Here is an 11,813-nt window from a genome sequence, read left to right as displayed (position 1 = left end):
TTAACAGATGAGTCAGACCAGCGGCAAAAGCCGGAAAACCCAGCCGGAGAAAAAGAAGATCTCGCGAAAAGCGGTTATTGCAATCGGGATTGTTTTTGTTATCTGCATCGCGGCGATTGCCGGGGTTGTCCTGACAAAGCAGGGCCCTTTCGGAGCAGGAGCACCGGTTAATACATCGGCAAATACTACCCCATCATTCACATCGGCCGGCGCACTGTACACAAAGAGTGTGGATCTGGCAAATGCCGGGAACTACAACGACGCCCTGGCAGCCGCAGACGAGGCACTCGCGCAAAACGTCAGTTCCCTCACACCCCTGATCCAGTCAAACCGCGCAGGAATCCTTGTTGAACTGGGCCGTTACAATGATGCAATTGCCGCAGCAGATGTCGCAATCAACACGCCAGGAAACCTCACAACCCTGCGGTCCATTGCCTGGTACAACAAGGCTAACGCCCTGCAGGCACTGGGACGGAGTGAAGAAGCAAATGCTGCGTATGCAAATGCAACCGCACTTGACCCGACCCTGAAACACCCGTAATACAATTTTTTCAATCAGACACCGGGGTTGTGTAGCCCACAAACCCCGGCCTTTTATCACCGCCTATACTTTGAATACATCTCTTTTGCAAGTACTAATCACAATCATGGAAGGGGCAGCGCGGGTATTTGCCGGAGACTTTTCCGGCTCGACATTTTCAGTGCCGGCTGATGATGCAGGGAGCCCTGCATGGGTCGTAACCCCGGGCGGGGCGTGGTGCCGGTCGGTGTACCTCTGCGGCGCGCTCACAGAAGTCATTGAAACCGCCGATGTTCTGCACTGCCGGCTCGCTGACCCGACCGGGGCGTTCGACGTTGTCAGCGGCGGGCGGCGGGCCGCGATCACGGAGCAGCTCCACGCGATCCCGGTGCCATCCTTTATCGCAGTCACCGGAACCGCTCAGCTGTACCAAAGAAACGCCCGGGTTGCAGTCTCGGTCCGGCCCGGTTACGTGCAGGTGATCGACCGGGCCGTCCGCGACCGCTGGATCACGGGCACTGCGGATGTGACAATTGCCCGGCTCGAACAGCTGCTTGCTGCTCTTGAGGGAAACACCAGCGATTCGCGGGCATGCAGCGTCATCCGGCACTACGGGCTTACCCGGGACCGGCTCAGGGAGATGGCTGCTATGGCCGAAGGTGCGCTTGCCAGCATCCGTACCGTTTCAACGGCACCACCGGCCACACAGGCCGACATCAGCGCGATCATCCTGGATATTATCCGCGCAAAAAGCGGCCCCCGTGGCGTGGCAGTCCAGGATGTGATCGAGGAAGCGGTCGGTGGGGGATATACGCAGGACGCGGTGCTTGCCGCGATCGGGACGCTGGTAACCAATGACGATTGTTACCAGCCCCAGAAAGGATACGTCAAACCGCTATGAAACTGGAATTTATAAAGGACGGCCCGGCGCTTGTCATTGAGAACACCGAGCGCCTGCTGATCGTTGCTGACCTCCACTTCGGGATCGAGGCCGATCTCGCGGCACACGGCATGCACTTCAAGAGCCACAGCAACGAACGCCTTGCCCGTCTCATGCGGACCATCGATGCCGCAAAACCCGACCGGCTTATCCTTCTCGGGGACGTCAAGCACAGTATTCCCGCTCTTACCCGGCAGGAATGGGCGGAGATCCCGGGCATCCTCGGTACTATCCGAAGTCGCATCCCGATCCTTGTCTTCCCAGGGAACCATGACATCGGTATCGAACGATTCCTCGAACAGGGAGAACTCCAGCCAAAGGAGGGCGCAGTCATCGATAATATCGCGTACCTCCATGGCCACACGTACCCGGCGCCTGATCTCGGGGGGCACCTCATTATTACCGGCCACCACCACCCGCAGGTCAGCCTGCACGATGAGGTAGGGTGTTCCCTCCAGGCACCGGCATACCTGCGAGCGGCAGTCGATGAAAAGGCCCTCGGTCTCAAAATACCGGACCGGACCGGGCCGGTCATTGTCCGGGCCCTCTTTGTGCCCGCGTTCAACGAGATTGCCGGCTATGATATCATCAAAATCGCCCGCGACCCGTTCTCACCGCTCTCGCGGTGCATGAAACAGGACAATGCGGAGATCATTCTTGCCGATGGAACCTACATCGGCCCGCTCGCGATGCTGCTGGACGATGATGCAGGTGAGGAAAAAGAAGGTGACCGTCGTGGTGTCTGAGCTGCTCGACAGCCATGTCCGGGAGTGTATCAGGAAACGGGGATTTACCCGGCTCTCCCCGGCACAGGAGCAGGCGATCCCCCTTGTCCTTGCAAGGAAAAACCTCATTTTGATCGCCCCTACCGGCACCGGCAAGACAGAGAGCGCGATGTTCCCGGTCTTCGACGCGCTCCTCAAGATGCCGGCGGGTGGCGGGTTCAAGGCGATCTATGTCACGCCCCTGCGTTCCCTTAACCGGGATATTCTCGCGCGGATGGAGTGGTGGTGCCACGAACTGGGTCTGACCGTGGGTGTCCGGCATGGTGATACTCCTATGGGCGAGCGGAGGAAGCAAGCGCTCTCGCCTCCCGACCTGCTCATTACGACCCCGGAAACGCTCCAGGCACTTTTCATGGGAAAGCGCCTTAAGAAGCACCTCGAGAACGTGAAGTTTGTGATCATCGATGAGATCCACGAGATGGCCGGGAGCAAGCGGGGGGCGCAGCTCACGGTCGCGCTCGAACGCCTCGCGGAGTATGCCGGGGAGTTCCAGCGCATCGGGCTCTCCGCGACAGTCGGGAACCCGGAGACGATCGGACGGTTCCTCTGCGGGGAGCGGCCCTGCGAGATCGTGCAGGTGCCGGTCGCAAAACAGCTGGAGATCACCGTCAGTTTTGTCGGCGACAACTTCAAGCACCAGGTGCAGGCGCTCGACCGGCTGCTCGGGCACGAAGGTTCGACGCTCGTCTTTGTCAACACCCGGGTGACCGCCGAAGCGCTCGGCCATGCCCTTTATGCCCGGGGCGACGTGGAGGTGCACCACGGCTCGCTCTCAAAGGAGATCAGGATCGATGCCGAGGAGCGGTTCAAGAAAGGGGAGATCCGGACCCTCATCTGCACCTCATCCATGGAACTCGGGATCGATATCGGCCGGGTCGACCATGTAATCCAGTTCGGATCCCCCAGAGAGGTCGCCCGGCTGGTACAAAGAGTCGGCCGGGCCGGTCACCAGCTCAACACCATCTCGCGCGGCACGATCCTCGCGACAGGGTTTGACGACCTCTTGGAATCGCTTGTGATCGCCCGGCGGGCAAAAGCAAACGAGATCGAGCCGGTGGTCCCCGATACGAATGCTGGCGATGTGCTCGCCAACCAGATCGCTGCTATTGCCGTGGAATACGGCGAGATCGAACGCTCGCGGGTCCGTAATATCGTGGAGCGGACCGCAATCTTTGCTGCGTGCGGGACACTGCTTGACGAGGTCTGCACCCAGCTCGAAGAGCACCGGCTTATCCGGATCGATGGCAGCCGGATCGTGACGACCTCCCGGGCCCGGCGCTACCTCTCGGGGAACCTCTCGATGATCCATGACGAGCGCAAGATCCCGATCTTCGACATGGTATCGCGCCGGACCGTAGGTACGCTGGACGAATCGTTTGTTGTCGGCTGGGTACACACCGGCGCGGTCTTCATCACCAAGGGCCAGCTCTGGCGGGTTCTGGAGATGAATGACGGGCGGCTCACTGTTGAACCGGCAAAGAAAGCGATCGGTGAGCTCCCCTCATGGGAAGGCGAGCAGATCCCGGTCCCGTTCGCGGTCGCCCGCGAGGTCGGCGCAATCAGGCGCGAGCGCACCACGGGAGAATACACAAAAGAAAAAGAGAGTGTCGCATTTGCCGCACACATCCTCTCCGAGATGGAAAAGAACCGGTGCAAAATCCCGACTGACCGGCTCATCACGTTCGAGAACATCGACGATGGTGTGGTTTGCAACGTCTGCGCCGGCCACAAGGCAAACGAGGCACTCGGCCGCGTGCTCTCGATTTTGATCTCCGCACGGTACGGAACCACGGTGGGGATCGAACTGGACGCGTACCGGATCCTGCTGCGCCTGCCTTCCGCAATCCGTGCCGCAGATGTCCGTGATTTCCTCCTCTCCCTTGAACCCGCCCATATGCCCGGTATCCTCAAACTCGCCCTCAAGCGCACGGCGCTCTTTAAGTGGAAACTGGTGCAGATCGCAAAGAAGTTTGGGGCGATAGACCCGGATGCGGACTACGAGAAGATCAGCATCCAGCGCCTGCTCGACTATTTCGACAACACGGTCGTCCAGCAGGAAGCGTACCGCGAGTTGTTGTCCAGTTACATGGACGTAGATGCCGCGGCCCAGGTGGTGAGCATGATTAAGGAGGGCACCATCGAGGTCGCCATCGGCCCCCATTCAATTATCGGGGCTGACGGCATCCTCTCCTCCCGCGACCAGATCCCGCCGCCGACCGCAGACCAGGCCGTGCTCTCGACCCTGAAACGCCGGCTCGACCAGGATGAGGTTGTGCTCGCCTGCATGAACTGCCGGGACTGGAAAAGCCGCACGGTTGTCTCGCGGGTGCCGGACCAGCCCCAATGCCCGAAATGCGGCGCCCGGCTGATCGCCGCGATCAAGCCCTATGAGGCCGAGACGTATGTGGTGGTCTCAAAAACAAAGAAAACCCCGGAAGAGCGGGCCGTCGAGCAGCGTCTGCTCCGGAATGCAAACATCGTGCTTTCGAGCGGAAAAAAAGCAGTGATCGCTCTCTCGGCACGCGGGGTGGGGCCCGAAAACGCGTCCCGGATCCTTGCGACCCTCGCTGATGGCGATGCGTTCTACCGCGAGATCCTCAGGGCAGAACGAAACTTCATCCAGACACACCGCTACTGGGCGTAAATTTACCATTTTAGTCATTCACGGGATGTCCCAAGAGAACCTGCCATGGAATTTTTTTTAGAACGTGCAGGACGACAGGACAGCCGCAGTGGATGGGATTCCCGGCGGGATAAAAGATTTTTCCTGATGAGCAGGTAAAAAAAAGATCGTGGTGCAGGTACGAAACCGGCACCCGTATTACATGATGCTTTCGAGCTTCTGTTCGAGGAAATCGAGGCCTTTTTTGATATCTTCAAGATTTTTCCCGCCGGTCAGGATGATCTTACCGGAAGAGAAGAGGAGTGCGACAATCTTTGGATCCTTGATACGGTACACGAGGCCCGGGAACTGCTCGGGTTCGTACTCGATATTTTCGAGGTTGAGGGTAACAACAACCTTGTTGAGGTTGATATACTTGCCAATATCATAGGAACAGACGATATTGGTGACCGCAACCCGGGGAACATCGAGCGTGTCGACACCGGCTTCCTTGAGGTTCTTTATGATAATCGCAAGTCCGTCTTCCAGTGCCTTGTTATCACGGAGGCCGGTCAGCACTACTTTACCTGAGGAAAAGATCAGGGATGCAATTTTCGGTTCCGCGATACGGTAGACCGCACCGGGGAACCTTTTCGTGTTGAGCTCGCAGCTTTTGATCTTACTGGATACCATGTTGAGATCAATGGACTCGGCGATGACTCCTGAAGCCACGACATTCTCAATTTTCAATGAATCGTACCGTTTATCAGCCATCTCTATACTATGCAGTGTATCGAATCATAATACTAATGGAGAATCTTTATGTTCCTCACATTATCCTCTGACGGGAAACTGTTCGCGGGAAAGAGAAAAGCCGGGCGTGGTGCCGGCAGGCAGCCGTGAGGAAAAGACAGATTGAAATGGGACTACCATCAATATTCCGGCAATATTCAGGCTGATTTTATGGGTGAAGACCGGCACAACATGGAAGATTACGAACAGGCAAAGGAGACATTCTCAATCGAGGTTCCCGAATATTTTAACTTCGGATTTGATGTCGTCGATGCCTGGGCAAAAAAGGACAGAAACAAACTCGCAATGATCTGGGCAAACCAGCAGGGGGAAGAGAAAAAATTCAGCTTCCTCGACATGTCAAACCTCTCAAACCAGGCAGCAAATGTCCTTTTGAAGTACGGGATCAACAAAGGTGACCGGGTCCTGATCATGCTCCCCCGGATCCCCGAGTGGTGGATCTTTGTTGTCGCGCTCATCAAGCTCGGCGCAGTCTTCTGTCCCTGCCCGACCATGCTCACCCCGAGGGACATCAAATACCGGGTCAATAAAGGCAAGTTCCGGATGGTTATTACCAATCTTGAAAATGCGAGTAAGGTCGAGGAGATCTGCAACGAGTGCCCGACGCTTACCTGCCGTTTTGTGGTTGACGGGGAACTTGAAGGCTGGGCAAGCTGGCCCTACGAGCTTCTCTACCCGGCGCCGGTATCGCACCATTCTGTAAGCATCCCTGACACGAACCGGACAAAAAGCACCGACCCGATGCTGATCTATTTCACATCAGGCACCGTGGGAGAGCCAAAGATGGTACTCCACAACCACGGCCATCCCCTGGGCCAGATCGTTACCGCACGGTTATGGCAGGACGTCCGGCACAACGACCTGCACTTCACGGTCACCGATACCGGCTGGGCGAAGTGCGGGTGGGGCAAGATCTTCGGGCAGTGGATTGAGGGGGCATGCCTCTTTGTGTTCAACTTTACCGGGAAATTCAACGCAACAGAGATCCTGCCCCTGCTTGAAAAGTACCAGATCACGACGTTCTGCGCTCCGCCGACGATCTACCGGATGCTGATCCTCGCCGATCTCGATAAGTTCGATCTCTCCTCCCTGCGCCACTGCACGAGCGCCGGCGAACCGCTCAACCCCGAAGTGATCCGGGTCTGGAAAGAGGGAACCGGGCTTACCATCCGGGAAGGCTATGGCCAGAGCGAGACCTGCTGCTGCGTTGCCGAGTTTCCCTGCCTTGAAGTAAAACCCGGCTCGATGGGGAAACCCTCGCCCGGGTGGAATGTTGAGATCCACGATGATAATGGAAAACCGGCCGGCGTCCGCGAAGAGGGACGGATCGCAATCTGCTGTAATCCCCCGCCACCCGGACTCCTTGTGGAATACGTCGATAATCCTGAAGAGAACAAAAAATCGTTTGTGAACGGATGGTATTACACCGGCGACAAGGCATACAGGGACGAAGACGGGTTCTTCTGGTTCATCGGCCGCGACGATGATGTGATCAAATCATCCGGTTACCGGATCGGACCGTTTGAGGTCGAGAGTGCGCTTATCGAGCACCCGGCCGTGCAGGAAGCGGCAGTCGTGGGCGCCCCTGACCGGATCCGTGGCCTGATTGTCAAGGCATTTGTTGTCCTGAACAAGGGGTACGAACCCTCAGAAATGCTGGTAAAAGAGATCAAGAGTTACGTGAAACGCACGACAGCACCGTACAAGTACCCGAGGGAGATTGAATTTGTTACCGAACTCCCCAAGACCCATTCCGGCAAGATCCGGAGAGCCGAGCTGCGCGAGAAAGAATTAAGGAAATTCCGGGAATTCAAATAAACCGGGAGTTGACACGACACAAGGTCAGCGCTCCATTGCCAAATGATCCGCAAGGGTGCAAGGGGGGATACTTGTGTCCCTGTTTTTTTGTGGCCCTCTTAAATTTTGTCCGAAAATTTTAGCTGTCGGGTTTCCATAGCCAAAAACACCGGTTTTTATTTTTGCAGTCACAGAAGATCCGGGTTTTCAATAGTTCGCGCCAATAATTTTTTGTTGGAACTTTTTCACGCCCACATTTTCCGGGCCGTTTCAGATTTCAATACCGTACAACATCTTCACATAGGATGGGCCGGCACAGTAAATTTCCGCGTAGAACACGAGAGGCTCTGATAATTTTTTCGTAACTGAACCTGTTGTTGTATGGTGCACCAACCTGTACGAGAAATTTACGATAGCGATTTGGCAGGAAATAACTTTTGAATCCTCTCATGTGCAATAGAGATATGGTGCAGTAAAAAACAAAATCCTCATAAACTGCACCACCAAACAGATCACGCATGGTGCGGTATTCGGTTTCCATGGATGATACCTTAACGGAAAATATCGACAAGATCTGCGAACAACGGAAGCTCTCGCGCTCCGACTGGATCGCGGAAGCCTGCACCAGCCATCTGACCACAGATGCACCAACCCTCGCATGCGTAATACCTGAACCCGGTTCGGCCGGGCCAAACATGCAGGACTACGATGCGACGTACCGGGACTTCCGCATCGATGTCCCTGAGTACTTTAACTTCGGATTTGACGTGGTCGATGCCTGGGCAAAGAAAGACCGAAACAAGCTTGCGATGATCTGGACGAACCAGAAAGGCGTGGAGAAGAAGTTCACGTTCTGGGACCTGATGAGGCTCTCCAACCAGGTCGTGAACATGCTCATCAAGTACGGCGTCAACAAGGGCGACCGGGTCCTCATCATGCTGCCCCGTGTGCCGGAGTGGTGGATCGCAACAATCGCCCTTATCAAGCGTGGCGCAGTCTATTGCCCGGCCCCGACCATGCTCACACCGCACGACCTGAAATACCGGATTAACGCTGCAGAGATCAAGATGGTGATCACCTCAGAGGAACATGCCGACAAGATCGATTCCATTGCCGCCGAATGCCCGTCCCTGACATGCCGGTTCCTTGTTGACGGTAAGCGCGAGCACTGGATCAGTTACCCGGTCGAACTCGATTACCCGGCACCGGTCTCGGCAAAACTGGTCAACCTCACCGGTATGAAAAAGACCAAGGCGACCGACCCGATGCTGATTTTTTTTACCTCGGGAACTACAGGAGAGGCAAAGATGGTCCTGCACAGCCAGAGCTACGCGCTTGGCCATATCGTCACCTCCCGGTTCTGGCACGACATCCATTCCAATGATCTTCACTTCACGTTTTCCGACACGGGATGGGGGAAGAGCGCGTGGGGCAAACTGTACGGACCCTGGCTCGAAGGGGCGGCAATCCTTGTCTACGATGTCAGGGGCCGGTTCAACGCGACAGAGCTCCTTCCGCTTATTGAGAAATACGGAATCTCGACATTCTGCTGCCCGCCCACGATCTACCGGATGCTGATCCTTGCCGATCTCGACAAGTTCGACTTCACCGAGCTCCGGCACTGCGTGAGTGCCGGTGAGCCGCTCAACCCTGAGGTCATAAAAGCCTGGAAAGAGGCGACGGGCCTGACCATCTACGAAGGGTACGGCCAGACCGAGACCGTGCTCTGTATCGGAACATTTCCCTGCATGGAGGCACGGTTCGGTTCGATGGGCAAACCCGCGCCCGGCTGGGTGATCGAGCTTCACGATGACCACGGAAAACCGGTCGGCGTTCATGAAGAGGGGCGGATTGCAATTAAAATCGAACCACGGCCGGTCGGGATGTTCATGGAATACTATGACAATCCCGAAGAGAACAAAAAATCGTTTGTGAACGGCTGGTACTACACAGGAGACAAAGCCTACAAGGATGAGGACGGGTACTTCTGGTTCATCGGCCGCGACGACGACGTGATCAAGGCATCGGGTTACCGGATCGGGCCGTTTGAGGTCGAAAGTGCGCTCATCGAGCACCCGGCCGTGCAGGAGGCAGCTGTCATCGGATCGCCTGATGATATCCGTGGTATGATCGTGAAAGCGTTCGTGATCTTAAAACCGGATGTGAAGCCGTCGGAACCGCTGATCCGGGAACTCCAGAACCATGTCAAAAAGGTCACAGCCCCCTACAAGTACCCAAGAGCGATTGAGTTCGTTGATTCCCTCCCAAAAACCATCTCCGGAAAGATCCGCAGGATCGAATTGCGGGAACGGGAACTCAGGCGGTACGCAAGCGGGCAGAAGAGGTAACCTCCTGTCCCGTCACCCGAACCATTTTCCCCCTACATTTATTAAACCGGGAACATAATCTATACAGGCGCGAGGGTAGCCAAGCCAGGTCAACGGCGCCAGGTTCAGGGCCTGGTCTCGCAGGAGTTCTTGGGTTCGAATCCCATCCCTCGCACTTTTCTAAAAAGGGGCAGGTTTCCAGCTTTTTGCAAGTTATCCGCCAGTAAAAGAATTCTCCGCGCTCACCCGGTTTTTACAAAAACACATATCAGAGTCCGGGAGCGATTGTACCACTACACATGCGCGGCACGGCACGGTATCCTGAGATCGATCTTCTCCGGGGTATCGCCATCATGATGATGATTATCTTCCATTCCCTTTTTGATCTCTCATTCTTCCGGATCATGCAGATCGATGTTTCTGACGGGTTCTGGAGGTATTTTGCGTATGCCACGGCCTCGCTCTTCCTGCTTGTCGTTGGTGTCTCGCTTGCGATCAGCCATGCCCGTGCCGTATCGCGCCTTCACGGCCGGGCGCTGACGGTCAAATTCCTGGTGCGGGGCGCCGGGATCTTCTGCTGCGGGCTTCTGGTAACAATTGCAACATGGTGGTACCTGCAGGAGGGCTTTGTTATCTTTGGTATCCTCCACCTGATCGGGGTCGCAGTCATGCTCTCACCGCTCTTTTTCCGGTTCCGCACCTGGAACGCGGTGATCGGGGTCGTCTTTATAGTTCTGGGATGGATCCTCGCGACAATCCCCGGACCGATGGGACTTTTAGTCTTTGGCATCCACCCGCTCACCTTCTGGAGCGTCGATTATACACCGATTTTCCCATGGATGGGACTCGTGCTGATCGGTATGGCAGCAGGGGAGTTTGCCTATCCCGGGGGAGAGCGGCGGTGGACACTCCCGAAACTTCCCGAGCGATCGATCGCACCGGTCACCTTCCTTAGCCGTCACTCACTTGTAATCTACCTGGTACACCAGCCGGTGATCCTCCTTCTCCTGTACCTGGCAACCGGTGCTCCTATCCTGTAATGGCCTCGCAGGCCCTGACTATTTTTTTTAGACGCTGCCAAAAACCAGATACAATCATTTATATTCAGTCATAGAAAATCTCCCATTATCAGGGATCCGGCCGTTTATGCCAGGCGGGGCACTCGCAGATGGCGGTTCGGGATCTTTTTAAGAGACGCGATATCCAGCCGAACTGAATCTGCACAAACGGTGGTGAAAGATCATGAATCTGAGACAACCCAATGCAAATGAGGCAACAGGTACCGTCAACCGGTCGCGGAGCGTCGTTCCATGTTCCGGCATCTGTACCAGGTGCATGGACGGATGTAAAGGCGCTTGCGAGAGTTGGCTCTCTTCTTTTCGGGGAAGGGAGGTCCTGTATCCCGGCCCGTTTGGCGGGATCACAGCAGGGGCCGACAAGAATTATCCCATAGACTATTCCCACCTCAACATCCAGGGATATGCCGTCGGCGCAAAAGGTCTCCCTGAAGACATGGATGCCAGTCCCGACACAGCGGTCTTCTCGGCCGTTGATACCGGGACCGAGTACGGCTGGGACAAAAAAGTAAAGATGCGCCTCCCAATCTTTACCGGGGCACTCGGGTCCACGGAGATCGCACGGGTCAACTGGGAACATTTCGCTGTCGGCGCCGCCATTGCCGGTATCACGCTCGTCTGCGGTGAGAACGTCTGCGGCGTCGATCCGGGGCTGAAACTCGATGCAAAAGGCGGGATCAGCGAGTCCCCCGAGATGGACCGGCGGATCACTACCTACCAAAAATTCAACGAAGGCTTTGGGGAAATTCTTGTCCAGATGAACGTCGAAGATACCCGGCTCGGGGTCGCGGAGTACGTGTCCTCAAAGCACAACCTCGACACCATTGAGATCAAGTGGGGCCAGGGAGCAAAATGCATCGGCGGCGAGATCAAAGTCCCCTCGCTCGAACGGGCCCTAGAACTCAAAAACCGGGGCTACATCGTTCTTCCCGATCCGACGTTAAAAGAAAACC

At 56.2% G+C, this 11,813-nt stretch carries 8 protein-coding genes, 1 tRNA gene and 1 pseudogene; 9 read left to right on the top strand and 1 reads right to left on the bottom strand.

Annotated features, from left to right (window positions below):
* Nucleotides 1-7: 7 nt before the first annotated feature.
* The 4 genes from WCE46_RS02870 (at nucleotide 8) to WCE46_RS02855 (ending at nucleotide 4,889) form a co-directional block, all read left to right on the top strand.
* Nucleotides 8-541 (top strand): tetratricopeptide repeat protein, encoded by a 534-nt coding sequence (locus tag WCE46_RS02870; protein ID WP_424732196.1) that lies wholly within the window; start codon nucleotides 8-10, stop codon nucleotides 539-541.
* A gap of 85 nt (nucleotides 542-626) precedes the next feature.
* The gene (locus WCE46_RS02865) at nucleotides 627-1,421 is read left to right on the top strand and encodes a hypothetical protein (RefSeq protein ID WP_424732195.1); all 795 of its coding nucleotides are present in this window, start codon (nucleotides 627-629) and stop codon (nucleotides 1,419-1,421) included.
* Nucleotides 1,418-2,206 carry a metallophosphoesterase gene (locus tag WCE46_RS02860; RefSeq protein WP_424732194.1) on the top strand — a complete coding sequence of 263 codons (789 nt, stop codon included), beginning with the start codon at nucleotides 1,418-1,420 and terminating at the stop codon, nucleotides 2,204-2,206. Before WCE46_RS02865 ends, WCE46_RS02860 begins: the two co-directional genes overlap by 4 nt.
* Entirely contained in the window at nucleotides 2,166-4,889 is a 2,724-nt protein-coding gene (locus WCE46_RS02855) for a DEAD/DEAH box helicase (RefSeq protein ID WP_424732227.1), read from the top strand. The genes WCE46_RS02860 and WCE46_RS02855 overlap by 41 nt, the downstream gene beginning before the upstream one ends.
* A gap of 177 nt (nucleotides 4,890-5,066) precedes the next feature.
* Here WCE46_RS02855 and WCE46_RS02850 read toward each other — a convergent pair whose 3' ends face one another.
* Nucleotides 5,067-5,621, bottom strand: coding sequence for a TATA-box-binding protein (locus WCE46_RS02850; protein WP_424732193.1), 555 nt, complete (start codon nucleotides 5,619-5,621; stop codon nucleotides 5,067-5,069).
* A gap of 189 nt (nucleotides 5,622-5,810) precedes the next feature.
* Between WCE46_RS02850 and WCE46_RS02845 the strand changes: the two genes are divergently transcribed.
* From WCE46_RS02845 to WCE46_RS02825, 5 genes and pseudogenes are all read left to right on the top strand, one after another.
* Nucleotides 5,811-7,478 carry an AMP-binding protein gene (locus tag WCE46_RS02845; protein WP_424732192.1) on the top strand — a complete coding sequence of 556 codons (1,668 nt, stop codon included), beginning with the start codon at nucleotides 5,811-5,813 and terminating at the stop codon, nucleotides 7,476-7,478.
* Nucleotides 7,479-8,152: 674 nt separating this feature from the next.
* Nucleotides 8,153-9,805, top strand: coding sequence for an AMP-binding protein (locus WCE46_RS02840; protein ID WP_424732226.1), 1,653 nt, complete (start codon nucleotides 8,153-8,155; stop codon nucleotides 9,803-9,805).
* A gap of 69 nt (nucleotides 9,806-9,874) precedes the next feature.
* Nucleotides 9,875-9,959 (top strand) — tRNA-Leu (locus WCE46_RS02835).
* 124 nt (nucleotides 9,960-10,083) lie between these two features.
* The gene (locus WCE46_RS02830) at nucleotides 10,084-10,824 is read left to right on the top strand and encodes a heparan-alpha-glucosaminide N-acetyltransferase (RefSeq protein WP_424732191.1); all 741 of its coding nucleotides are present in this window, start codon (nucleotides 10,084-10,086) and stop codon (nucleotides 10,822-10,824) included.
* A 202-nt stretch (nucleotides 10,825-11,026) separates the two neighbouring features.
* Nucleotides 11,027-11,813, top strand: a pseudogene (locus tag WCE46_RS02825) (FMN-binding glutamate synthase family protein); the annotation flags it as partial.

This window comes from Methanoregula sp., from assembly GCF_049690535.1.
Taxonomy (GTDB): Archaea; Halobacteriota; Methanomicrobia; order Methanomicrobiales; family Methanospirillaceae; genus Methanoregula.
Note: the sequence above shows the minus strand (reverse complement) of the source record. Positions and strands in the feature narration are given on the sequence as shown.

Bases quoted from the DNA above. Each gene is read 5' to 3' on its own strand.
- WCE46_RS02845 (WP_424732192.1), top strand. From the start codon at position 5,811: ATGGGTGAAGACCGGCACAACATGGAAGATTACGAACAGGCAAAGGAG.
- WCE46_RS02830 (WP_424732191.1), top strand. From the start codon at position 10,084: ATGCGCGGCACGGCACGGTATCCTGAGATCGATCTTCTCCGGGGTATC.
- WCE46_RS02870 (WP_424732196.1), top strand. From the start codon at position 8: ATGAGTCAGACCAGCGGCAAAAGCCGGAAAACCCAGCCGGAGAAAAAG.
- WCE46_RS02860 (WP_424732194.1), top strand. From the start codon at position 1,418: ATGAAACTGGAATTTATAAAGGACGGCCCGGCGCTTGTCATTGAGAAC.
- WCE46_RS02840 (WP_424732226.1), top strand. From the start codon at position 8,153: ATGCAGGACTACGATGCGACGTACCGGGACTTCCGCATCGATGTCCCT.
- WCE46_RS02855 (WP_424732227.1), top strand. From the start codon at position 2,166: ATGCAGGTGAGGAAAAAGAAGGTGACCGTCGTGGTGTCTGAGCTGCTC.
- WCE46_RS02850 (WP_424732193.1), bottom strand. From the start codon at position 5,621: ATGGCTGATAAACGGTACGATTCATTGAAAATTGAGAATGTCGTGGCT.